Source organism: Acidipropionibacterium jensenii (assembly GCF_005890135.1).
Lineage (GTDB): Bacteria > Actinomycetota > Actinomycetes > Propionibacteriales > Propionibacteriaceae > Acidipropionibacterium > Acidipropionibacterium jensenii.
The window spans coordinates 1,100,812-1,123,736 of record NZ_CP040635.1 but is presented as its reverse complement, the minus strand read 5'-3'; the positions used below and the strand labels follow the sequence as shown (position 1 = coordinate 1,123,736).

Sequence of the window (22,925 nt, the reverse complement as noted above, 5' to 3'; positions counted from 1 at the left end):
AGGTGCCCCGGCCAGCGGTTCGAATGGTCCCGACTGTCTCAACGATGAGGGCAGTCGGGACAGCACAGCGCGTCGGTCCTGGCCAGCGGCATCAGCCCGCAACATGCCGGACGCCGGAACCCGGCCTCCCCCGGACCAGACGTCGCCCGCGGCTCCAGCGCCCGCCAGAGCCGCTGCGCCAGCTCGATCCGGGCGCCATCGGCATCCTCCTGGCGGGCCAGGGTGCCCAGTGAGCTGGCGATCGCGCTGCGCCCCTGAACCCGCGGGCACCCGGCGCGCTCCAGACAGTCACCCAGCAGGACGGCCAGATCCACCAGTGCCGGGACCGGATCGACAAGGGACACCGCCGGATCTGCATCCTGCCGACGGTCGACATCCTCCGGGCGCTCTGCGCCCTCCGACTTCTCGAGACCCCCCAGCTTCCCGACACCCTCCAACTTCTCGACGCTCTCCGACCACCCTGCGCCGTCCATCCTCACCGCCCGCGACCACACCAGCAGATCGAAGCGGCCGAGGTCATCGTGGGCCTCGCACCCCAGAGCGGCCGGCCAGCCGTCAACCGGACGGATCCCGTCGGCCGCCAGAGCCACGGTGGGGGCCAGCGTCCAGCCGACCACATTGAGCGCCCACGCCGTGTGGTCGAGGAGGCGCGGGTCTCCGGGCATCCGGGCGAGATGGGCGGCCACAGCGCCACGACGTCGCTGAAGATTCTCCGGATCAAGGAAGTCCCGAAGGGTGGCGGGCAGGTCGTCGACGATCCGGCAGTGGTCCACCCTCGGCAGGTTGCCGGCGGCCGGTACATGGCCACCAGACGGCAGGCGGGCACCGGACCGCGCGGCATCATCCCGGGACCGCGCAACGTCGGCCCTGGAGCTGGAGATGGTGCCGTTTGTGTCGCGCAGGGCGAGCGGGGTCTCGGTGTTCACCGGGAGCGTGACCGCGTCCTCACCGGTCCCGTAGGTCACCGAGCTGCCGAAGTAGCGGGTGTTCTCGGCCAGCGAGCCGAGGCTGGGGAGCACGGCGAAGACGATGCACATCGCGGCTGCGAAGCACAGTCCGGAGATCATCACGGCGCTCCAGATGCTCATCCTCTTGGCCAGCGCGCGGCACACGTAGCAGGCGACGATCATCAGCACGATCGAGATGAGCACGGTGCCCAGGTACAGATTCCCGCGGGCGTGAATGGTCCACGGGTGGCCGATGGCCGGCGGGTTGGCGGGGTACTTGAGGGCCGGGACGACATAGACCGACAGCCATCCGAGAAGGCCGATCAGCAGCACGGTCATCTGGATGGACAGGCCGGGCTCTCCCTTGCAGATGTAGAGGACGATCCGGTAGGCGGCGGCCATCAGAAGGCCGAATGCCACACCGATGAGAATCATGCCGGTGGCGATGCCGATATTGCGCTGGATGCCGCGGGTGAAGATGTCGACGTCGGCCCCGGCCGGCGGGATGAGGCCGGTCTTTCCGGCGGCCTCGAGGGCCTTGTCGACGGTCTCCTGGACGGCGTCGCGGGCGCTCTCGTAGTCGATGGCGTTCTGAATGAGCGGCTCGACGAGGATGCGGGCGAAGATGAAGGCGAAGAAGCCGGCGATCGCACCGGCGAGTGCGCCGGTGCCGAAGATCCGGCGATTGGTGAGTCTGGAGAGCATGTGCTGTTTCCCGGTACGTGAAGGGCAAATGATGACAACCGGGAGCCGGGAAAGGGCGCACCGGAGCGCTGGCGCGACCCCTCGTGACTGCACAGCAGTCGCGGGAGAGGGCGTCAGAAGAAGGATCAGAGACCTGCGGGCCGACGGCCGGCAGGACAGGGCGGACGGTCCGAGGACCGTCTCAGATCAGTGGCAGGGGAACCCGAGGAAGTGACGGGAGTCGTGCACCCACTCGTGGATGTGCATGTCATTCCCGAAGACCGAGTAGGCGCCCTGGTCGACACCGATGAAGTAGTACAGCAGCAGAGCGACGACGACAGCGCCGATCACCCAGCCGAGGGCCGAATCCTTGGCCCAGTCAACAGCGCTCTCCTTGGACGGAGCAGCAACAACGGATGAACTCATGATCGTTCACACCTTTCCTGGGGGATACTTGCGTCCCCTCGTGGTAGGAACGTCTCCTGCGGGAGGTCTGGCTCGTCCCACCTTGTCGGTGGGCTTCACAGTGGCGCGACCGCGCCGGGTTCGACCGGCTTCCCCTCACATGAGGCTGAACAAGCATGACTCCGGCCCGCCGGATTCCCTCACCGGCATCATCTGTGAACGCGCCCCTTTGCACGGTGCTGCACACGGGCATTCGGACCGGCCGCGGCACAGCCCCGCCGGGGCAGCGGAATCACCCCCCGCCGGGCCCCGATCACCCCTGCAGGAGCCCGCAGGATCACCCCCGCTCGGGCAGCGGCGGCATCGCCTCCTGCATGGTGCGGATGTGCTCCAGGGACGCGTCGAAGGCCTTCTTCTCGGCGTCGCTGAGATGGATGTTGACGACCTCCTGGATGCCGTTGACCCCGAGGATCACCGGCACCCCGGCGCAGACGTCGCGATGGCCGTACTCCCCCTCCAGCCGCACCGAGACCGGGATGATGGAGTGCTCGTCGCGCACGATGGAGGCGATGATCGAGCAGGTCGTCGCGGCGATCCCGAAGGACGTCGTCCCCTTGCCCTTGACGATCTGGAAGGCGCTGCGCTTGGCCTCGTCCAGCACCGTGTCGGGATCGACGCCGCTGGCCCGCTCCGGGTTGTCGGCGATCGCCTGGTCCAGCGGCTTGCCCCAGAAGGACACCGCCGACCAGGGCACCATCTGGGTGTCGCCGTGCTCGCCCATCGCATAGGCCTGGATGGACTGCTCGTCGACCGAGAAGATCCGCGCCAGTTCGAGTCGGACCCGCAGCGAGTCCAGGGCCGTGCCGGTCCCGATGACCCGGTCCCGCGGGAATCCGGAGAGCTTGGCGACCCGTTCGGTGATGACGTCGACCGGATTGGTGATGACCACGAAGATGCCGTGGAATCCGGCCTCCACCACCGCCGGGACGATGGAGTCCACGATCGCCGACGAGCTCTGCAGCAGGGATCCGCGGTCCGCCCCCGGTGCCAGCTTCGCCGAGGCCGTGATGACGACGATGTCGGCGTCCCCGCAGTCGGTGTAGTCACCGGAGGTCACGACGGTGCCGAAACTCTGCGCCGAGGCCGCCTGGTTGAGATCCATCGCCTGGGAGGCGGCGGCCTGGGCATTGAGGTCGATCAGGACGAGGTCGTCCACCAGACCGGTGATGATGAGTTCGAAGGCGGTGGCGGTGCCGACCTGTCCGGTACCGACAATGGCGATCTTGGTGCGGGTGCGCATGGGACTCCTCGACTGGGACGACATCTCTGATCTGGAGTCTGCCCCTCCCATGAAACGCGGAGGTGACAGCGCCTCACCCCGAGGGCTCCCCCAATCCTTCCCGCCGCTGTTGCGGCTCCCGCAACCGCACATACCGTAGGGGCATGGGAACAGTCATTTTCATTGCAGTAGTTGTCGGCGGGGTCTGGTACTGGCGGAAGCATCGCCACTGACCGTTTCACCAACAGCGCCTCCTCGAACCAGCCGAGGAGGCGCGCACAATGGAGGGCGATGACAGACGCCCACCACGAAGATCCACCTCCTGACCCCCGCGGGACCGGCAGCGGCCGACCCCCCTCGGGGGTCAAGTCTGTCGGCACCCCACGCCGGGCCCGGTCACCGCTGACCGAGCTGGCGATGCCGATCTACGTCCCCTCCATCGTCTGGGCGACCTCCTACGGTGCACTGACGGCGGTGATGGTGCTGGCCGCCCTGCAGATCGGGTTCAGTCCGACTCTGGCCTCCGGGGTGGCCGGCATCACCGGGCTCGTCGGCGTCCTCACCGGGCCGTGGGTGGGCCGCGAGATCACCCGGTTCGGGGATCGTCCGGCATTCATCGTCGGCACCCTGGCCGCCGTCGTCTCCCTGCTCGGCGCTCTCGCATCGCTCTACTGGCCGGCGGCGTCCTGGTCGCGGACGGTCTTCCTGATCGCCATGGTGATCCTGTCGATCTCCAACAACATCTGGTCGCTGGCCCGGCAGTCCTATGTGGCCGAGTCGATCCCTGTCGCGATGCGCGCCCGCGCCCTGTCGATGCTGGGCGGGATGCAGCGGATGGGCCAGGTGATCGGTCCGGCGGTGGGCAGCGTCGCGATCGCCCGGTGGTCCTATCCCGGGTCCTTCTGGGTGCAGATCGTGATGGCGCTGGCCGCCCTGGCCTTCGTGCTGGCCTTCACCCTGCCGACCCCCGAGCATCTGGGTCAGGATGTCGAGGGGGTGCAGGGGAGCGACGACGTCGAGGCCCCGGTGCGCGACCATGCCGACCGCCGCGCCACCACCCTGCTGGCGGTCTCGGTGGTAGTGCTCACCATCGTGCGGACCAACCGCAACGTCATCATCCCGTTGTGGGGCCACGCCCTGGGGATCGCCCCGCACACCATCACCGCGACCTTCGCCGCCAGCGCCGTGATGGACTCCCTGGTCTTCTACCCGAGCGGGCGTCTGTCGGACCGGTTCGGACGACGCGCCTCCCTCATTCCGACCCTGGTGATCATGGGCGCCGGGTTCATCGGGATGGCGATGTGGCAGTCCCTGGTCGGGTTCGTGGTGTGCGCCTGCATCATCGGGCTGGGCAACGGCTTCGGTGCCGGAATCGTCATGACGATGGGGGCGGACCTGTCCCCGGACGTGGACCGCTCGACCTTCCTGGGCATGTGGCAGTCGGTGCAGCAGGCCGGAATGACCGCGGGGCCGTTCATCGTCGCCGGGATGGTCGCCGGCCTGGGGGTCGGCGCCTCGGTGTGGGTGACCGGCGTGTTGTCCCTGCTCGGGGTGGGATACGCCGTGGTCGCCGTGCCGAGGGCCTACGCCCGGATGGGGCTGGACGACCGGGGCCAGACCCTGGAGCACCGCTGATCTGCAACCGCGCCGCAGACGGCACCCGAACACGGACCACCGGTCGGCCCCGAGCTGTCAGGGGGTTGCGGCGAAGACTCGCTGGACGAGATACCTTGCCGACCTGAGCCCCAGGCGCGGTTCAGCCTCACGGAGCACCTTGATCGCCTCGACCTGCGACATCACAGAGACATCGACGACGCCGCAAGCCCACTCCAGCGCCTCTGGCTGCACATTCCCGCTCGCCGGGATGTCGACGCCGAAGATCGTCGAGAGTTCCTCGCGGGGATCCCGATGGTCTCCGAAGGGCTGACGTTCCCACTCCTGCATCATGTTCCTTCTCCTCCGAGACTGAGCCACACGGATACAGAAACAACAGAAGCCCCCGCGTCCACCACGCATCAAGGAGATACGCTACCTACGAAGGGGCTTTGCACGGGTTCGGTGGGCCTAACTGGACTTGAACCAGTGACCTCCGCCTTATCAGGGCGGCGCTCTAACCAACTGAGCTATAGGCCCGAACCACCGCCGGTCTCCCGGCTGCGAGAGAAGACGTTACCGCACCGCCGCGCAACGGCACAAATCGGACATCCCGGCCGCCCGACAGTCTCAACACCTGCCCCGGCCAACACCTCGCCGGTGCACCGGAGCATTCTGGGGGGTGGCGGCGACGAACGCAGCGCCGCCTCCACGAGAGAGGTACTTGAACATGGCGCACGGTCCGCATCTGGTCATCATCGGCGTGGGGCACGTCGGATCCGACGTCCTCACCTACGCCACAACCCTGGGCCTGTTCGCGAGGATCTCCCTCATCGACATCGACCAGGACGTCAGCAAGGGACAGGCCCTGGACCACCACCAGGCCACCGGCGTGCTGCCGATGCTGAGCACCGTCGTCGAGCAGGCCGACTACACCGCCTGCGCCGACGCGGACGTCATCATCGTGGCCGCCGGCCCGTCGGTCTCCCCGGCGGCCGCCGAGTCGGTCGGCACCGCCTCGCGCAACAGCCTCGCCGAGATCAACGCCCCGGTCATCCGTCAGGTGATGGCCGGCATCAGCGCCCACACCCATTCGGCGGCGGTCATCCTCATCACCAACCCCCTCGACGTCAACGTCCACATTGCGTCGACCGAGTTCGACTACCCGCGCTCGCTGATCTTCGGCACCGGCACCGCCCTGGACTCCGCCCGGCTGCGCCGAATCATCGCCGACCGGACCGGCGTCTCCCCCGACTCCGTGCAGGCCTTCATGCTGGGCGAGCACGGCGCCACGGCCTTCCCCTACCTGTCCCACGCCACGGTGGGCGGGCTGACCCTCCCGGAAATCTCGAAGATCCTCGACATCCCCGCCTTCGACCATGAGGAGATCGGCAAGGCCGTCGTCGACGCCGCCTTCGACGTCTTCTACGCCAAGAAGTGGACCTCCTCGGGTATCGCCCGGTCGGCCATCGCCCTGGCCCGCAACGTGGTGCTGGACCAGAAGGCCGTCGCCCCGGTCTGCACCGTCGCCGACGGCGTCCTGGGCTTCCACGGCGAGGTCTCGCTGTCCCTGCCGGCCATCGTCGGGGCCAACGGCGTGGAGCGTCACCTGGAGATCCCGCTGGACGACTGGGAGACCGAGCACCTCACGATCTCCGCCGAGTCGGTCCGCCGGGCCTACGACTCGGTCGCCGAGCACTGAGACCGACGGGGACGGCGTCTCTCAGGCGTCGGTCCCCGGGAAGTGGACGCCGATCTGGCGCCTGATCTCATCGAGGGTGCCCATGATCGCCACCGTCTCGTCGATCGGTTCCAGCTCGGAGTCCAGCCTGCCCTCGGCGATGTAGCGTTCGGCCGCCAGCGCCTCATACTGCATCCCGCGGCCCTCCACCGGCGTCCGGTAGTCCTCGACCACCGTGCCGTCGGTGGCGACCACCCGGAAGCTGGTGGCGGTGTACCAGACCGGGTCGATCTCGATGCGGCCCCTGCTGCCCAGGATCGTCGCGGTGTTGGACCCGGCTCCCCGCGACGAGGACAAGGTCGTCGAGACGGCACCGGAGGCATGGGTCATCACGGTGGCCACCTCGGTGTCGGTGCCGACCTCTTGGAGGCGCCCGACCGCCGATATCGAGATGGGCTCGCCGAGGATGTCCCAGATGAAGGAGACCGGGTAGACCCCCAGGTCCAGCAGTGCCCCACCGCCCAGCTCGGGCGCGTTGAGACGGTGGGCGGGATCGGTGGACAGCGCCTGGGTGTGGTCGGCCCACACCGCCCGGATCTCACCGATGGCCCCCGAGGAGACCAGCTCCCGGATGCGGATCATGTGGGGCAGGTACCGGGTCCACATCGCCTCCATCAGGAACACCTCGCGGGAGGCGGCCAGCTCCCTCAGGTCGGCGGCCTGGGCGGCGTCGAGGGTGAAAGACTTCTCCACCAGGGCGTGCTTGCCGGCCTCCAGCACCTGCCGGGTGTGCTCGGCGTGCAGGCCGTGCGGCGAGGCGACGTAGATGATGTCGGCCTCTGGATCGTCCACCAGCTCCTGGTAGGAACCGTGGACCCGCGCGATGTCGAAGGTGTCGGCGAAGGCGCGGGCGGAGTCCAGAGATCGGGAACCGACCGCGGCGACGTCCAGCCCTGCGGTGCGCAGATCACGGGTGAACATGTGGGCGATGCCACCGGTGGCGAGGATTCCCCAACGAAGTCCAGTCATGCCCCGACCCTAGGCCAGCACGAGCTCCCTGGGCCCCACAGAGCCCTACCGGGCCCCACAGAGCAGCACCGAGCCGCACCGGGCCGGGAAGACAGGGAGGACCGGGCTGGAAAGCCCGGTCCTCCCTCACATGCCGCTCGCAGAGCCGTTACAGATTGGCCTGACGATCGGCGACGACCGCGGTCAGCGCCCCGAACAGCGGGTGGTCGGAGCCAAGGCCGGTGACCTGGGTGACGAACTCACCGGGCTCGAGATCTGCCAGCAGCTTCTGCAGCTCGACGCTCTGCGGATCCTCGGGCACATCGAACTGGAGAGCCTTCCCGACCGCCTCGACGAGGGCGTCGACCGGCAGGCCGGCCTCCGCCAGTGCCGCCGCGGGTCCGATGAACCGCTCGGGGCCCGACAGCTTGCGCAGCGGCTGACGTCCCACCCGCTCGACGGTGTCGGGCAGGGCGGGCTCGGCGAACCGGTTCAGGATCTTCTCCCGGTAGCGCGCCAGGTCATCGGGATCGAGCCCGTGGCGCCGGCTGAGAAGGGTCGACGTCTCGGCCTGGACCCGCTTGACGAGGTCGGCCACGGCCGGATCCGCGAGGGACTCGGCGATGCTGTGGTGACCCGCCGCGAAACCTGCGTAGGCAGCCGTCGCGTGGCCGGTGTTGACGGTGAAGAGCTTGCGCTCGATGTAGGGGGCCAGCGAGGGGACGAAGGTGGCACCGGGCAGATCCGGGACCTCGTCACCGAACGGAGGCTGCTCCACGGCCCACTCGAAGAACGGCTCGACGGCCACATCCAGACCCGCATTGGGATCCTGGGCCGGGACGATGCGGTCCACGGCGGTGTTGGCGAACACCGCGCGACTCGCGATGGTCTCCCAGTCCCCGGCCGCCTTCTTCATCTCGCCGACCAGCACATCAGTGGCATTGATGGCGTTCTCGCAGGCCATCACCGCCAACGGTGCCGCCGACGGATCGCGGGACTCGATGCCGCGGTTGATGACCGGCGCCACGAACCGCAGGATCGTCGGGCCGACGGCGGTCGTCACGACGTCGGCCGTGGCGATCTCGTGAACCAGGTCGTCCTCGTGCTCGGCGCTGTTGATCCCCCGGTAGCCGGTGACCGTGTGGTCGTGGCCGGACTCTCCCACCTCGTGCACGCGGTAGCTCGGCTGCGCGTTGAGGGCGTCGATGAGGGCCGCGCTGACGTCTGCGAAGACGACCTCGTAGCCCGCCTCGTGCTCCAGCAGACCGATGAATCCGCGCCCGATGTTTCCGGCTCCGAAGTGAACTGCCTTCTTGCTCATTCTGCATTCACTCCCTCGAGGATGTGGTAGATCCCGTCGGCATCAGGGGCGTCCAGCAGCTTCTGCGCCTCGTCCTCGTCGGAGAAGATGATCGCGATCTTCGACAGGATGGTGAGGTGCTCGTTGTTGACCCCCGCGATGCCCGCGACGATCCGGACCGGATTGCCGTCTCCCCAGTCGATCGGGTTGGCGTAGCGCACCAGGGAGATCGCCGAGTGCGCGATCTTCTCCTTGGCCTCATTGGTGCCGTGCGGAATCGCGAGGTGGTTGCCCATGAAGGTGGACACCGTGTGCTCACGCTCCACCATGGCATCGACGTACTCCTCGGACACGGCGCCCGCCCGGACGAGCAGGCCGCCGGCCTCACGGATGGCGTCCTCCTTCGTCGACGCGGTTCCGGACGCAATGATGAGGTCGCGCGAAAGGATCTCACTCATGGGACTCAGCCTCCTGGGCTTCCTTGATCTCCGTCACGACGGTCTCGTAGACGGGGCTGTTCATGAAATTGTCCACCGACAGATGCTTTGCACTGGGCGCCTTCTGCCTGGCCCGGTCTGTGAGCTCGCGCTGGGTGATGACCAGGTCGACGTCATCGGAGAGGCTCGCCACCGCAAGGTTCGTGACCGTGACACCCTCGACACCAGCCTTCTTGAGCCTACTGCGCAGCACGCTGGCACCCATCGCACTCGACCCCATGCCGGCGTCGCAGGCGAAGATGATCTTGTGCACCGAGGCCATCGAGGGCTCTGCGGTTGCGACGGGACCGGCGGCCGCGGCGGCCGGGGAACCGGTCTGCGCGTCCTCGGACTTCTGGTCTCCCAGGTTGCCCAGGACGGCGATGCTGCCGCCCTTGTTGGCCTCGGTCTGGGCGATGGCGGCGCTGAGGTCGCCCGTCTTGCCCGCGGCGAGGTCACGACGGCGGGAGGCCCGCAGGATGACCGACGCCACGATGAAGGACACGGCTGCGGCCAGCACGACCGAGAGGATGACGCCGATGAAGCTGCCGCGCGGCGTCTGGGCGATCACGGCGATGATGCTGCCGGGGGCGGCAGGCGCCCTCAGGCCACTGCCGAAGACCGCGTTGGTCGCGATGCCGGTGGCGCCACCGAGGATGGCCGCCAGGATGAGGGTCGGCTTCATGAGGACGTAGGGGAAGTACACCTCGTGAATGCCACCGATGAACTGAATCACCGCTGCACCGGGGGCCGACGCCTTCGCGGCGCCGATTCCGAAGAAGGTGTAGGCCATCAGGATGCCGAGGCCGGGGCCGGGGTTCGACTCGACGAGGAAGAGCAGGGACTTGCCCGCCTCGATGGTCTGCTGGGTGGCCAGCGGGACGAGGACGCCGTTACCGATGGCGTTGTTGAGGAACAGCACCTTGGCGGGCTCGACGATGACCGCCAGGACGGGAAGCAGCTGGTGGCTGGCGAGCCATGCCGCACCGGATCCCAACCACGAGCTCACCTGGGTCACCAGCGGCGCGACACCGAAGAATGCCGCCACCGACAGCCCGGCGGACACGATTCCGGCCGAGAACATGTTGACCAGCATTTCGAAGCCGGGCTTGATCTTGCCGTCCCAGATGCTGTCGATCTTCTTCATGATCCAGGCGGCCAGCGGACCGACGACCATGGCGCCCATGAACATCGGGATGGTGCTGCCGACGATGACGCCGACGGTCGCGATGCTGCCGACCACACCGCCACGCTCGCCGTAGACGATACGGCCGGCGGAGTTCGCGATGAGCAGCGGGAGCAGATAGGTGATCATGGGCTGGACGAGACCGACGTACTGCGTGAAGGTCGCGCCGTTGGCGGCCTTGGCCAGCGTCGTCGCCGCGCCCTGCCAGCCGATCAGGTCGGCATTGCCGAATCCACCGAGGATCCCGTTCGGGGCCCATCCGGTGGCGATGAACAGGGCGGTGATGAGGCCCCAGGCGACGAAGGCCGGCAGGTTCGGCATGACCATGCCGGACAGGAAGGTGCCGAACTTCTGGGCGCCGACCTGGGCTCTCTTCAGGCCGGACTGGGCCGGCGGACTGACTTCTGTTGTCATCATTGACTCGATTCCTGTGAGTGACGGTGTTCCTGATGGGAGTCGGCGGCAGCTATCAACGGCAGAACCTCGTGGCCGTCACCGCCGTGCATGGTGGACTCGGGCAGTATCGCGACCGTCGCGCCATGGCGGGCCGCGGCGTCCCGGATCTCATCCAGATGGGCCGACAGGTGAGTGGCGACCAGGACGACGTCGGCATCGACGACGCGATCCTCGAGGTCGGTCAGGGCGCACGGGGTCACGACCACCGCCAGGCCCGCCTCGCCTGCGGCGTGGCGCACCCGGTGTGCGACGAACGCACTGGAGGCGCCCAGACCGCACACGATCACGATCCGGCGCGCACCATTCGTCGAAACCTTTGCCATCGATTCCCTCCTGATGACATATTGGCCTGCGACAAGAGGTCACGACCAACACGTCTCTTTCCGCACCCGAGGAAGATCCGCTGCGTGGCCCATGGCACTATTGGAATGGCGACGGGCCAAGGAAGGTCCCACGAGATGGGCATCCGCCGAAGGTCGGCAACGACGGGGGCGCGGTCGTGAACCAGGAACGGGAACAGCAACTGGTCGAGCGTCTCGGTCGTGCCGAGGCATGGACGACCAGCAGCTCTCTGGCCGATGCCCTGGGAGTCACCAGGCGTTCCATCAGGAACTATGTGGCGTCGATCAATCGGCACTCCCGCAACCACGAGATCATCGAGTCGAGCCCGCGCGGCTACCGGCTCAACGCCGCCGCCTACGCGGTCTACCGCGAGTCCTTGTCCGCCGGTGAGGCGGCGACCCCCCGTCAGCGGCTCTACGACCTGGTGCGCACGCTCGTCGACAGCGACGACGGGGTCGATCTCTACGAGCTCGCGGACGAGCTCGCCGTGAGTGACTCCACCGTCGAGTCCGATCTGGGCCGCGTCCGCCGCATCCTGCCCGAGGGCCTGGGGCTGTCGCGGTCCGGCAGCATCGTCGCCCTGGCGGGCGGGGAACGGGCCAAGCGCCGACTGCTGAGCCGGATGTTCCACGACGAGACCGAGCACGGCGTCGTCGGGCTGGAGGCCATTCAGCGGGAGTTCGTGCCCGATCACCTCTCCGAGTTCAAGACGGATCTGGTCTCCGCGTTGCGCGAGGCCGGCTACTACGTGAACGACTTCGGCATCGACAGCGCCCTGCTGCACATCGCGATCGCGGTCGACCGCACCAGGAAGGCTCCCGTCGCCGAGGAGGCCGAGGCCGTCCCGGATGACCCGGTGGCCAGGATCATCGCCGGGCTCACGGCGCAGCACTTCGACGTCGCCCTCAGCGGCGACGACCTCGAGTACCTGCCCTCCCTGCTCGCCGTGCACGCCATCACCCCCCTGCTCAATGACGCCGGGCGCTCCTACCTTGACCCGAAGATCGTGGCGGTCGTCCGCTCGGTCATCGAGGACGTCGGGCGGGAGTACCTCATCGACCTGTCGGATGACGAGTTCATCAACCGGTTCGCGCTGCACGTGCGCAGTCTGCTGCGTCGGGCCAGCCAGCGCGCCTACTCCCGCAACCCGCTGGCCGGCTCCATCAAGACCTCCTACCCGATGACCTACGAGCTGAGCGTGTACGTGGCCCGGGGCCTGCAGAAGCGGCTCGGCGTGACCTTCAACGACGACGAGATCGCCTACATCGCGCTGCACATCGGCGCCTATCTGTCGGAGCGCGCCCAGGCCGAGGAGCGGGTCACCTGCACGATCGTCTGCCCGACCTACTACGACCTGCAGACCACACTGCGCAACCGGGTGCAGGTGATGCTCGGGGACGTCCTCGACGTGAAGATGCTCATCGCCAGAACCGATGTGGACTGGGACCATCTGGGCACCGACCTCGTCCTGACGACCATCGAGCCGCCGGTGCCCTCGCCCTCGGCCCTGGTGATCAAGCCCTTCTTCTCGCCGGCCGACGCGGACCGGGTGCGCGGCGCCCTCCCCCGGATCCGGACGACGCGACGCCGCCGGGCCATCAAGGAGAACCTGCTGGCCTACTTCGACGAGTCGCTGTTCGTCCGGGACGCGCCGCTGACGGGCGCCGACGACACGATCCGGATGCTCGGGGACCGCATGGTGGCGGCCGGTGCCATCACCTCGCAGTACGTCGAGGGAGCCCTGGAGCGCGAACGGCTGTCCTCGACGGTGTTCGCCGACGGGCTGGCCGTCCCGCACGCCCTCGAGATGTCGGCCCGGCGGACCGTGATCGCGGTCGCCATCAACGGGTCCAGCATCCCGTGGGGCGGCAAGAGGGTGAATGTGGCCGCCTTCGTGGCCTTCAGCTCGGACTCCCGGTCCGACTTCCAGACCTTCTTCGACCAGTTCATCGCGGTGTTCTCAGACGGTTCGAACCTGCGGCGGATCGTGGAGCAGGCCACCTCGTTCCAGGCCTTCATCGCCGAGCTCACCGCGATCCTCGACTCCTGAGTCCGAGGGCGCTGCGCCGGGGCCGCACACAGCGACGTCGGCCGGCCCCGGGCAGTCCCGGGGCCGGCCGACGTCGAAGCGGGCCGATCAGTCCTCCGCGAGGGTGACCTCCAGGCCTCCCATGACCTGGGCGGCCAGGTTGTACAGGAAGCTGAACAGGGTGGCCAGAGCGGTGAACAGCACCGCGTCGATCGCCCCGATGATCGCCGTCAGCCCCAGCACCCGACCGGTGTTGAGGTAGTCGGACAGCTGGAACTGCTCCTGGGAGGTGGGCGAGGCGATGAGGTCGTTGACGGCCTTGTTCATCGAGTCGAAGGCACCGGAGGCGCCGATCACGCCCCACACCACCCACACCGCGATGAAGAAGATGATCGCTCCGGCGACACCGAACAGCAGCGAGGTCTTCATCACCGACCACGGGTCGATCCGGGAGATCCTCAGCCGTGCCTTGCGGGTCCTGCGCAGTCCCGCGGCGGCGGTCCGGCCGGCAGGGGCCTGAACCGGACCGCTGGGGGCCGACTGGACGCCGGCGACCGAGGCCCCGGAGACCGCGGCCTGATTCTGTGCGGCCGGGCTCTGCGCGCCCTGGTTCTGGGCCGGCGGAACCGTTCCGGACTGGTTCGAGGGGCCCGGTCCGAAGCTCTCCCGGGCGTCCTTGGCGGTCCAGTGCGTCGCGTCGGGGTCGTTCCCACCCGGGTCTTTTCGGGGGTTCACCCGCGTCCTGAAGTCACTCACCGTCGTCCTCTCCAGTTGCGACGCCGTCCTGGTCGGTGCCCACGCTACCGTGATCCTGCTCGGAGTCGGGCACCGTGCCATCGGCGGGCGTGGTGTCGGTCTCCTCATCGTCATCGCGCTCCGGGTTGAGCGCGATGAGGGAGACGGCGTCCTTGCCCTTGACGGAGACGAACTTCACACCCATCGTCGAGCGGCCCTTGACGGGGATCTCGGCCACCTGGGAACGGGTGACCTGTCCGGAGTTCTTGATCGCCATGACCTCGTCGGCCTCGCTGACCACCAGCCCGCCGACCAGCGAACCGCGGTCCTCCGACAGCGCCATCGCCTTGATGCCCAGGCCGCCGCGGCCCTGGCGCCGGTACTCCGAGACGGCCGTCCTCTTGGCGAACCCGCCGTCGGTGACGGTCACCACGAAGCGGTCGTCCTCGGGCATGTCGGCGGAGATGATCGACATCGACAGCAGCTCGTCGTCGCCGCGGAACTTCATCCCGGTGACTCCCGAGGTGGCCCGTCCCATCGGCCTCAACTGGTCGTCGGAGGCGGCGAAGCGGATCGCCTGGCCCTTGCGGGAGATGAGCAGGACGTCGTCATCGGGTCCGCACAGCTCGGCGCCGATCAGCTCGTCGTCCTCGGTGCGGAAGTTGATCGCGATGACGCCGGCCGACCGCGGGGAGTCGTAGGCGGACAGGACGGTCTTCTTCACCAGTCCGCGCCGGGTGGCCAGCAGCAGGTAGGGCCGGTCGTCGTAGCCGCGCAGCGTCATCACCTGGGTGATGTGCTCCTCCGGCAGGAAGCTCAGCAGACCTGCGACGTGGCCGCCGCGGGCGTCCCGGCCGGCCTCGGGCAGCTGCCACACCTTGGTCCGGTAGACCCGGCCCATGTTGGTGAAGAACAGCAGCCACTGGTGGTTGGTGGTGGCGAACAGCTGGGCCACCTCGTCGTCGGCCTTGAGGGCAGCCCCCTTGACCCCCTTGCCGCCGCGCTTCTGGACCCGGTACAGGTCGGTGCGGGTGCGCTTGGCGTAGCCGCCACGGGTGATGGTGACGACGACGTCCTCGTCGGGGATGAAGTCCTCCTCGGAGAAGTCCCCGTCGGCGGCGATGATCCGGGTGCGCCGGTCGTCGCCGTACTTGTCGACGATCTCGGCGAGCTCGGTGGAGACGATCTCGCGCTGGCGGGCCTCGTGGGCGAGGATGTCCTTGAAGTCGGCGATCTGACGCTCCAGATCGGCCAGCCGGTCGATGATCTTCTGGCGCTCCAGGGCGGCCAGTCGACGCAGCTGCATGTCGAGAATGGCGCGCGCCTGCACCTCGTCGATGTCGAGCAGCTGCTGCAGTCCGGCCGAGGCCGTCTCGGTGTTGGGGGAGCGCCGGATGAGGGCGATCACCTCGTCCAGCATGTCGAGAGCCTTGACCAGGGCGCGCTGGATGTGGGCGTCCTTCTCGGCCTGGGAGAGCCGGTAGGCGGTCCGGCGCCGGATCACCTCGAGCTGGTGGGTGATCCAGTAGCTGATGAACTGGTCGAGCCGCAGGGTCCGGGGGACGTTGTCGACCAGGGCCAGCATGTTGCAGCCGAAGGTGTCCTGCAGAGCGGTGTGCTTGTACAGGTTGTTCATCACCACCCGCGGCTGCGCGTCGCGCTTGAGGATGATGACCAGCCGCTGACCGGTACGCGCCGAGGAGTCGTCGCGGATGTTGGCGATCCCGGTGATCCGCCCGGAGTTCACCAGGTCGGCGATCTTCTGGGCCAGGTTGTCCGGGTTGCACATGTAGGGCAACTGGGTGACCACCAGGCACTGGTGGCCGGCCTTGTCCTCCTCCATGTCGATGACCGCGCGCATGGTCACCGAGCCGCGCCCGGTGCGGTAGGCGTCCTCGATCCCCTGGCGGCCGACGATGAGCGCCCCGCCGGGGAAGTCGGGCCCCTTGATGCGGGCCATCGCGGCCTCCAGCAGCTCCTGCTGGCTCGCCTCGGGATGGGCCAGGGACCACTGGACGGCCTCATTGACCTCGCGCAGGTTGTGGGTCGGGATGTTGGTGGCCATTCCGACCGCGATGCCGCTCGAGCCGTTGACCAGCAGGTTCGGGAACCGGGCCGGCAGGACGATCGGCTCGGTCTCCTTGTTGTCGTAGTTCGGCTGGAAGTCGACGGTGTCCTGGTCGATGTCGCGGACCATCTCCATCGCCAGCGGCGCCATCTTGCACTCGGTGTACCGCATCGCCGCGGCCCCGTCGTTGCCCTGGGAGCCGAAGTTGCCCTGCCCCTGGACCAGCTTGTAGCGCATCGCCCAGGGCTGGGCCAGCCGCACCAGGGTGTCGTAGATCGCCGAGTCGCCGTGCGGGTGGTACTTGCCCATCACGTCCCCGACGACGCGGGAGCACTTGTTCCAGCCGCGGTCGGGACGGTAGCCCGAGTCGTACATGGCGTAGATGACGCGGCGGTGGACGGGCTTGAGGCCGTCGCGGACGTCGGGCAGGGCGCGCCCGACGATGACGCTCATCGCATAGTCGAGGTAGGCGTTCTGGATCTCGTCGCGGATCTCGACGGGCTGGACGCCGGTGTGGCGTCCGGTCACCAGGCCCTGGGTGTCGGCCTGGTTCTGCTCATCGGGACCGGTCTCGTCGTCAGCCATGGAATTCCTTGTCAGTGATCATGCATGAAGTTGTTGATGGGGAGGCCGGCGACCCCTGCCCCCTGCCGCGGGCCCCCTCCGGAGGGGGCGGGCGGCCTCGCGAGGGGCGTCCTCCTCAGATGTCGAGGAACCGGACGTCCTTGGCGTTGCGCTGGATGAAGTGGCGGCGCTGCTCGACGTCCTCTCCCATCAGGATGGAGAACATCTGGTCGGCCATCGAGGCGTCCTCCAGAGTCACCTGGAGCAGCAGCCTCTTCTCGGGGTCCATCGTGGTGTCCCACAGGTCCTCGGCATCCATCTCGCCCAGGCCCTTGTACCGCTGGATCGGGTTGACCTGGGGCAGCTTCTTGCCGTGCGCGATGCCGTCGTCGCGCAGCGCGTCGCGCTCCTCGTCGGAGTAGGCCAGCTCATGGGGGGAGTTGGTCCAGCGCAGCCTGAACAGCGGCGGCTGGGCCAGGTAGACGTGGCCGGCGTCGATGATCGGGCGCATGAACCGGAACAGCAGGGTCAGCAGCAGGGTCCGGATGTGGGCCCCGTCGACGTCGGCATCGGCCATCAGGATGATCTTGTGGTAGCGCAGCTTGTCGAGGTCGAACTCCTCGTGGACGCCGGTGCCAAGCGCGTTGATGATGCTCTCGATGGTCTCCGAGCTCAGCGCCCGGTCCAGTCGGGCCTTCTCGACGTTGAGGATCTTGCCGCGCAGCGGCAGGATCGCCTGGATCATCGGGTCGCGGCCCTGGGAGGCCGAGCCGCCGGCGGAGTCGCCCTCCACGATGAAGATCTCGCACTCCTCGGGATCGGTGGAGGAGCAGTCCTTCAGCTTGCCGGGCAGCGAGGTCGAGCCGAGCAGGCCCTTGCGGTTGCGGGCCATGTCGCGGGCCTTGCGGGCCGCCACCCGCGCCTGAGCGGCCGCCTGGGACTTGCGGACGATGTTCTTGCCCTCGTTCGGGTTCTCCTCGAACCAGTCCGACAGCCTCTCGTTGAGCACCTTCTGGACGAAGGAGCGGGCCTCGGTGTTGCCCAGCTTGGTCTTGGTCTGGCCCTCGAACTGGGGCTCGGTGAGCTTGATCGACAGGACGGCGGTCAGGCCCTCGCGGATGTCGTCTCCGGAGACCCGGTCCTCGCGCTTCTTGATCAGGCCCCAGGTCTCGCCCCACTTGTTGACGGTGCCGGTCAGCGCCGCCCGGAAGCCCTCCTCGTGGGTGCCTCCCTCGATGGTGTTGATGGTGTTGGCGAAGGTGTGGACGCTGGTCGCGTAGGAGGTGTTCCACTGCATCGCGATCTCCAGGCCCATCCCCTCGTCGGGGCGGTGCTCCTCCAGGGAGATCACGGTGGGGTTGATGACGTCCTTGGTGCCGGTGAGGAAGCGGACGTAGTCCTGCAGACCCTGCTTGTAGCAGAACTCGTCGTGCAGCGGCTCGCCGTCCTCGCCGACCCGGCCCTCGCGGCGGTCGGTCAGCGAGATCGACAGGCCCTTGTTGAGGAAGGCGTACTCGCGGAACCGGGTGGCCAGCGTCTCGTAGTCGAAGACCGTGGTGTCGAAGATCTCGGCACTGGGCTGGAAGGTCGTCGTGGTGCCGGTCTCGTCGGTCTCCTCGAGCATCTCCAGGGGAGCGTCGGGCTCGCCGAGGGTGAAGGCCTGGCGCCAGCGGTGGCCGTCGCGGCGGACCTCGACGATGTAGTGGCTCGACAGCGCGTTGACCACCGAGGAGCCGACGCCGTGCAGGCCGCCGGAGACCTTGTAGCCGCCGTTGCCGAACTTGCCGCCGGCGTGCAGCACGGTGAGCACCAGGGTGACGGTGGGGATGTGCTCGACGGGGTGCTCCTTCACCGGGATGCCGCGGCCGTCGTCGACGACCCGGCACCAGCCGTCGTCGAGCAGTTCGATGGAGATCTTGTCGCAGTAGCCGGCCAGTGCCTCGTCGACGGAGTTGTCGGCGATCTCGTAGACCAGGTGGTGCAGGCCGCGCTCGCCGGTCGACCCGATGTACATGCCGGGGCGCTTGCGGACCGCCTCCAGACCCTCGAGGACCTGGATCTGCTCGGCGTCGTAGGCGCCGTCGACCATCGTGGGGGTGATGTCGTCGGGTGTGGTGTCGGCCTGTGCGCCGTCAGCGGTGGGGGTGTCGTCCACGAGGAGTTCACTCATCTCTGGGTCGGACGACGGTTCGGGCTTCGGCGACTGGCTCACGGGCAACGCGCTCCTGTGTGATCGGGATGATCGGAGAGAGGATCTCTCGGCGTCGGGAGATCCGCGCGAGCGGTTTCCCTGACATCGGCCCCACTCTACTCCTCCTCACCCCCGAAATCCCCTCGGCCCCGCCGCTCAGCGCGGCCCTTCGCGGGTGGGTCCCACTTCAGGACGCCGTGAGTGCCGCTGAGAGTCGCGCGACCCCCGGTCTGGACTCCCGGGCCGACTCCGGGGGTCCAGACCGCGACACCGAGGATCGCGGGAGAGCCGGCCCCTGGTGAGGGGTCACCGGTCCGGTGCTCACCCGGTGATGGGTCGGACCCCGACCCGTCGCACCGCCGGGTACAGGGCCGAGGTGACCGGCAGACCGGCCAACCGGCCGGCACCGTCCAGGGCGGTCCCGGGGTGCTCGACGATCCGCACCCCGGGAACGGTGCGGGTCAGGTGCTCGTCGAAGGCCTGGCGCACCACCTCGGAGCCGAAGACCTTGCCCACCCGGGCCACCGACGGGGTCCCGACCGCGCGGGTGACAGCTGGGGCCGGGGTCCGGGTTGCGCTCTGCTCGGTGAGCCCGACCACCCGCAGGGCGGCCAGCACCGAGTCCGCCAGGGTGTGCCCGGCGTCCCGGCAGATGCCAGCGGCCACCGGGTCCTCGGCGGCCAGCTCGGCGGTGATCCTGGCGTAGCGGGCCACCCGGCTCACCTTCCCGGGGTCGGCCTGGACCTGGAGGTAGAGGGTCGACAGGTCGGGGAACTCGCTGGTCACCCGCTCGGTGAGGGCGGTCCGGGGGCCGCGTCCGTCGTAGGCCCTCAGGACCGCATCGATGGCGGCCCGGCCGATCCAGAACCCGGACCCGGCGTCTCCGAAGAGGTATCCCCATCCGTCCACCCGGGCGACCCGGTGCTCGCCGACGCCCAGGGTGACCACCCCGGTGCCCGAGGCCACCACCGCGCCCAGGCTGACGTCGCTGGCCCCGCCCTCGGCGTTCTGGGCCAGGGCTCCGAGGTAGCTCGTCACCGAGTCGTGGGCGAGGATCACCTCGCTCACCCGGTCGCTGTCGACCAGGCGGCCCACCTCGGCCGGCTCGGCGTCGTCGGACCATCCCGAGGAGCCCACCGCCACGGTGAGGTTCTCGGTGCCCTCCGGCAGGTCGCCTGCGGCCCGGCCGATGAGTTCGGCCAGCTGGGGTTCCAGCGCGCTCTGGGTGAACACCGGGCCGTACTCGGTCTCCGAGACCGTTCTCCCGGCACTCATCAGGCGCGCCCGCGAACCGCTCTGCCCGCAGTCGATGGCCAGTAGCTCACTCATCGTCGTTCACCTCTCCGTGTCCGATCCCGGCCCTCGTGTCGACGTCTCGTGTCGACGGCCGCATCCATTCTTCCGCCATCGCACGCCCGAGATGAGCATTCCTGGGATCTGGGAGCGGGATCTGCACGACTGGCGGTGCGGTGCGGCCATACTCGGTCCCATGTCATCCGGCGATCTCCCTCATGTCACCGTTCTGGACAGCGGCTGGACCCTCAGCCATCTGGGCGGGGCTCCGGCCCCGTTCCCCATCGAGGAGATCGACGCCCGGGTTCCCGGGTGCGTGCACACCGACCTGCTCGAGGCCGGGCTCATCGCCGATCCCTTCCACGGCACCAATGAGCACCTCACCGACTGGATCGGGCTGTCCGATGTCCGCTACCGGTGCCGCTTCGCGACCCCTGCGGGAACCCCTCCTCGGACGCCGTCCGAACCATTCGAGCCGACCTCCGAGTCATCCGAGGCGTACGAGACGGCCGGGCCCTCCGAACGTGTCACGCTGCGGTTCGAGGGGGTCGACACGGTGGCCGACATCGTCCTCAACGGCACCCTGCTGGGCCGGGTCGCCGACATGCACCGCAGCTACGACTTCGACGTCACCGACCTGCTGCGTCCCGGCCTCCCGCAGGACGCCGGTGGCAGCCCTGCCGAGACCGGGGCCCCTGACTGCAATGTGCTGGACGTCGTCATCCATGCCCCGGTGACCGCGGCCCGGGAGGCGGCCCGGCGGATCGGCGACCGGCCCCAGACCGGTAACGCCCATCCCTTCAACGCGATCCGCAAGATGGCCTGCAACTTCGGCTGGGACTGGGGTCCCGACCTGGCCACCTCCGGGCTGTTCCGGCCGGTGCAGTTGATCCGCTGGCGCACCGCACGGCTGCGGGACCCGCTCAGCGTGGTGGCGGCTGTGGCACCCGGGGCCGGCGGTCAGGTCGGGACCGTCCGCGTCCAGCCGTTCGTCGACCTCGACCCGGCAGCCACCCTGGCAACGGCCGACCTGACTGTCGACGTCTGCCTCACCGACCCCCAGGGCCGGACCCTCGCCACCGTCCGCGTCAACGGCCGCGACCTGTTCCTGCGCGGGGCCAACTGGATACCCGACGACGTCTTCGTCTCCCGGATCGGCCACCAGAACTACCGGCGCGGCATCGCCGACGCCCTGGACGCCCACATGAATGTGCTGCGCATCTGGGGAGGCGGGCTGTTCGCCGACGAGTGGATGCTCGAGCGCTGCGACGAGGTCGGCCTGATGATCTGGCAGGACTTCCCGTTCGCCTGCGCCGCCTACGCCGAGGAGCCCGAGCTGTCCCGCCAGGTCGAGGCCGAGGCGGTCGAGAACGTCATCCGGATGTCCGTCCACCCCAGCCTCATCCTGTGGAACGGGTCCAACGAGACCGTCGAGGGGTACGTCCACTGGGGCTGGCAGGACCACCCGGCCCCCGATCAGAGCTGGGGGCTGGGCTACTACACGCGGCTGCTGCCCGAGATCGTGGCCCGCTGGGACGGCACCCGTCCCTACACCCCGACCTCTCCCTTCAACCCGGTCGACCTGATGGACCCGCGGAATCCCGATCATGGTTCGGTGCACTCCTGGCAGGTGTGGAACCAGCTGGATCAGACCCACTACCGCGACTCCGTGCCGCGGTTCTGCGCCGAGTTCGGCTTCCAGGGGCCGGCCGAGCGGGCCACCCTCGCCGAGTACCTGGACGACGACCCGCTCACTGCCAGCAGTCCGGGGATGGTCCTCCACGAGAAGGCCGCCGACGGGCTGCGGAAACTCGAGGACGGCTCCGCCCCTCATCTGCCCCGACCGGTCGACTTCGAGGACTGGCACTTCACCACCTCGCTCAACCAGGCCCGGGCGATCGAGTGCGGGATCTCCTGGTTCCGATCATGGTGGCCGCGCTGCGCCGGATCGATCATCTGGCAGCTCAACGACTGCTGGCCGGTGAGCTCGTGGGCGGCGGTCGACTCCCGAGGACGCCGCAAACTGCTCTGGTACGCGCTGCGCGACCTCTACGACGACCACTTCCTCACCATCCAGCCGCGCCCGACTGACGGCCTGGGCGGTGTGCCCACGGTGGTCGCCAGCAATCTGGCCGGATCGTCCTGGGAGCAGACGCTCAGCGTCCAACGGTGCGATCTGGGCGGGCGGGTGCTGGACTCACTGACCACCCCGGTGGTGGTCGGACCGCGCGACAATCTGACGATCGCCCTGCCTCAGAGCCTCATCACCCCCGCCGACCCGAGCCGCGAGCTGATCGTCGCGCAGCTGGGCGACCGGCGAGCCCTGTGGTGGTTCGTCGAGGACATCGATCTGGCCCTGGAACCCGCAGATCTGGACATCATCCCTGGTGAGGCCATGATCACCGTGACGGCGCACAACCTCGTCAAGGATCTGTGCCTGCTGTGCGGTCCGGGCGACCCGGTGCTCACGTCGGGGCGACGACGTCTCACCCTGCTGCCCGGGCAGACCGCGGTCCTGCACCTCGATTCGGCGCGACCGAGTGATTCGACACGGCCGGCAGGGCCGCGACTGCGCAGCGTCAACGACCTGCTGGAGGCCGCCCGCCGCAAGCGCTGAGGCAGCCTCCCCGTGCCTCCCCGGTGCCTGCCGGGTGCGTCACCACAGTGTTGAGTCGGTCGAGTCGGCTG

Annotated in this window: 17 protein-coding genes and 1 tRNA gene; 4 read left to right on the top strand and 14 right to left on the bottom strand. The window is 68.6% G+C overall.

All coding sequences use genetic code 11. The annotated features are described in order from the left end of the window. Positions 1-38: 38 nt before the first annotated feature. The 3 genes from FEZ32_RS04840 to FEZ32_RS04830 all read right to left on the bottom strand — a co-directional run bounded on the left by FEZ32_RS04840 (position 39) and on the right by FEZ32_RS04830 (position 3,336). The gene (locus FEZ32_RS04840; protein WP_138680087.1) at positions 39-1,652 is read right to left on the bottom strand and encodes a CbtA family protein; all 1,614 of its coding nucleotides are present in this window, start codon (positions 1,650-1,652) and stop codon (positions 39-41) included. 186 nt (positions 1,653-1,838) lie between these two features. Further along, complete coding sequence (locus FEZ32_RS04835; RefSeq protein ID WP_028703901.1) at positions 1,839-2,057, bottom strand: CbtB domain-containing protein; 219 nt, start codon at positions 2,055-2,057, stop codon at positions 1,839-1,841. Between the two features lie 316 nt (positions 2,058-2,373). Then, positions 2,374-3,336 (bottom strand): L-lactate dehydrogenase, encoded by a 963-nt coding sequence (locus FEZ32_RS04830; protein WP_161971901.1) that lies wholly within the window; start codon positions 3,334-3,336, stop codon positions 2,374-2,376. A gap of 396 nt (positions 3,337-3,732) precedes the next feature. Between FEZ32_RS04830 and FEZ32_RS04825 the strand changes: the two genes are divergently transcribed. After that, positions 3,733-4,950 (top strand): MFS transporter, encoded by a 1,218-nt coding sequence (locus FEZ32_RS04825; protein WP_175415723.1) that lies wholly within the window; start codon positions 3,733-3,735, stop codon positions 4,948-4,950. Between the two features lie 57 nt (positions 4,951-5,007). Here the strand turns inward: FEZ32_RS04825 and FEZ32_RS04820 are convergent, their stop codons facing one another. Next, positions 5,008-5,262 carry a hypothetical protein gene (locus tag FEZ32_RS04820; RefSeq protein ID WP_138680086.1) on the bottom strand — a complete coding sequence of 85 codons (255 nt, stop codon included), beginning with the start codon at positions 5,260-5,262 and terminating at the stop codon, positions 5,008-5,010. Positions 5,263-5,374: 112 nt separating this feature from the next. After that, positions 5,375-5,448 (bottom strand) — tRNA-Ile (locus tag FEZ32_RS04815). Between the two features lie 190 nt (positions 5,449-5,638). Here FEZ32_RS04815 and FEZ32_RS04810 point away from each other — a divergent pair. Beyond that, positions 5,639-6,610, top strand: coding sequence for a lactate/malate family dehydrogenase (locus tag FEZ32_RS04810; RefSeq protein WP_138680085.1), 972 nt, complete (start codon positions 5,639-5,641; stop codon positions 6,608-6,610). Between the two features lie 21 nt (positions 6,611-6,631). Here FEZ32_RS04810 and FEZ32_RS04805 read toward each other — a convergent pair whose 3' ends face one another. The 5 genes from FEZ32_RS04805 to FEZ32_RS04785 form a co-directional block, all read right to left on the bottom strand. After that, on the bottom strand, positions 6,632-7,618 hold the full coding sequence (locus tag FEZ32_RS04805) for a Gfo/Idh/MocA family protein (protein WP_138680084.1): 987 nt from the start codon (positions 7,616-7,618) through the stop codon (positions 6,632-6,634). A gap of 148 nt (positions 7,619-7,766) precedes the next feature. Further along, positions 7,767-8,918 (bottom strand): mannitol-1-phosphate 5-dehydrogenase, encoded by a 1,152-nt coding sequence (locus FEZ32_RS04800; RefSeq protein ID WP_138680083.1) that lies wholly within the window; start codon positions 8,916-8,918, stop codon positions 7,767-7,769. Beyond that, positions 8,915-9,355: a PTS mannitol transporter subunit IIA gene (locus FEZ32_RS04795; protein WP_028703543.1), complete on the bottom strand. Its 441-nt coding sequence runs from the start codon at positions 9,353-9,355 to the stop codon at positions 8,915-8,917. Before FEZ32_RS04795 ends, FEZ32_RS04800 begins: the two co-directional genes overlap by 4 nt. Then, positions 9,348-10,976, bottom strand: coding sequence for a PTS mannitol transporter subunit IIBC (locus tag FEZ32_RS04790; RefSeq protein ID WP_217496624.1), 1,629 nt, complete (start codon positions 10,974-10,976; stop codon positions 9,348-9,350). The genes FEZ32_RS04795 and FEZ32_RS04790 overlap by 8 nt, the downstream gene beginning before the upstream one ends. Continuing rightward, complete coding sequence (locus FEZ32_RS04785) at positions 10,973-11,338, bottom strand: hypothetical protein (protein WP_138680082.1); 366 nt, start codon at positions 11,336-11,338, stop codon at positions 10,973-10,975. Before FEZ32_RS04785 ends, FEZ32_RS04790 begins: the two co-directional genes overlap by 4 nt. Positions 11,339-11,514: 176 nt before the next feature. On the opposite strand from FEZ32_RS04785, the gene FEZ32_RS04780 reads away from it, so the two are divergent. Then, a complete protein-coding gene (locus FEZ32_RS04780) occupies positions 11,515-13,407 on the top strand; it encodes a BglG family transcription antiterminator (RefSeq protein ID WP_138680081.1) in 1,893 nt (630 codons plus the stop codon). 87 nt (positions 13,408-13,494) lie between these two features. Here FEZ32_RS04780 and FEZ32_RS04775 read toward each other — a convergent pair whose 3' ends face one another. The 4 genes from FEZ32_RS04775 to FEZ32_RS04760 all read right to left on the bottom strand — a co-directional run bounded on the left by FEZ32_RS04775 (position 13,495) and on the right by FEZ32_RS04760 (position 20,273). After that, entirely contained in the window at positions 13,495-14,142 is a 648-nt protein-coding gene (locus FEZ32_RS04775; RefSeq protein WP_420809253.1) for a DUF3566 domain-containing protein, read from the bottom strand. Beyond that, a complete protein-coding gene (gene gyrA, locus FEZ32_RS04770) occupies positions 14,135-16,774 on the bottom strand; it encodes a DNA gyrase subunit A (protein ID WP_138680079.1) in 2,640 nt (879 codons plus the stop codon). Before gyrA ends, FEZ32_RS04775 begins: the two co-directional genes overlap by 8 nt. Positions 16,775-16,889: 115 nt before the next feature. After that, on the bottom strand, positions 16,890-18,923 hold the full coding sequence (gene gyrB, locus FEZ32_RS04765) for a DNA topoisomerase (ATP-hydrolyzing) subunit B (RefSeq protein ID WP_175415722.1): 2,034 nt from the start codon (positions 18,921-18,923) through the stop codon (positions 16,890-16,892). A gap of 342 nt (positions 18,924-19,265) precedes the next feature. Then, on the bottom strand, positions 19,266-20,273 hold the full coding sequence (locus FEZ32_RS04760) for an N-acetylglucosamine kinase (RefSeq protein WP_138680077.1): 1,008 nt from the start codon (positions 20,271-20,273) through the stop codon (positions 19,266-19,268). A gap of 160 nt (positions 20,274-20,433) precedes the next feature. Between FEZ32_RS04760 and FEZ32_RS04755 the strand changes: the two genes are divergently transcribed. After that, positions 20,434-22,854 carry a glycoside hydrolase family 2 protein gene (locus FEZ32_RS04755; RefSeq protein ID WP_138680076.1) on the top strand — a complete coding sequence of 807 codons (2,421 nt, stop codon included), beginning with the start codon at positions 20,434-20,436 and terminating at the stop codon, positions 22,852-22,854. Positions 22,855-22,925 lie beyond the last annotated feature (71 nt).

Coding starts and splice junctions, on each gene's coding strand:
- FEZ32_RS04840 (WP_138680087.1), bottom strand. CDS start 1,652: ATGCTCTCCAGACTCACCAATCGCCGGATCTTCGGCACCGGCGCACTC.
- FEZ32_RS04835 (WP_028703901.1), bottom strand. CDS start 2,057: ATGAGTTCATCCGTTGTTGCTGCTCCGTCCAAGGAGAGCGCTGTTGAC.
- FEZ32_RS04830 (WP_161971901.1), bottom strand. CDS start 3,336: ATGCGCACCCGCACCAAGATCGCCATTGTCGGTACCGGACAGGTCGGC.
- FEZ32_RS04825 (WP_175415723.1), top strand. CDS start 3,733: ATGCCGATCTACGTCCCCTCCATCGTCTGGGCGACCTCCTACGGTGCA.
- FEZ32_RS04820 (WP_138680086.1), bottom strand. CDS start 5,262: ATGATGCAGGAGTGGGAACGTCAGCCCTTCGGAGACCATCGGGATCCC.
- FEZ32_RS04810 (WP_138680085.1), top strand. CDS start 5,639: ATGGCGCACGGTCCGCATCTGGTCATCATCGGCGTGGGGCACGTCGGA.
- FEZ32_RS04805 (WP_138680084.1), bottom strand. CDS start 7,618: ATGACTGGACTTCGTTGGGGAATCCTCGCCACCGGTGGCATCGCCCAC.
- FEZ32_RS04800 (WP_138680083.1), bottom strand. CDS start 8,918: ATGAGCAAGAAGGCAGTTCACTTCGGAGCCGGAAACATCGGGCGCGGA.
- FEZ32_RS04795 (WP_028703543.1), bottom strand. CDS start 9,355: ATGAGTGAGATCCTTTCGCGCGACCTCATCATTGCGTCCGGAACCGCG.
- FEZ32_RS04790 (WP_217496624.1), bottom strand. CDS start 10,976: ATGATGACAACAGAAGTCAGTCCGCCGGCCCAGTCCGGCCTGAAGAGA.
- FEZ32_RS04785 (WP_138680082.1), bottom strand. CDS start 11,338: ATGGCAAAGGTTTCGACGAATGGTGCGCGCCGGATCGTGATCGTGTGC.
- gyrA (WP_138680079.1), bottom strand. CDS start 16,774: ATGGCTGACGACGAGACCGGTCCCGATGAGCAGAACCAGGCCGACACC.
- gyrB (WP_175415722.1), bottom strand. CDS start 18,923: ATGAGTGAACTCCTCGTGGACGACACCCCCACCGCTGACGGCGCACAG.
- FEZ32_RS04760 (WP_138680077.1), bottom strand. CDS start 20,273: ATGAGTGAGCTACTGGCCATCGACTGCGGGCAGAGCGGTTCGCGGGCG.
- FEZ32_RS04755 (WP_138680076.1), top strand. CDS start 20,434: ATGTCATCCGGCGATCTCCCTCATGTCACCGTTCTGGACAGCGGCTGG.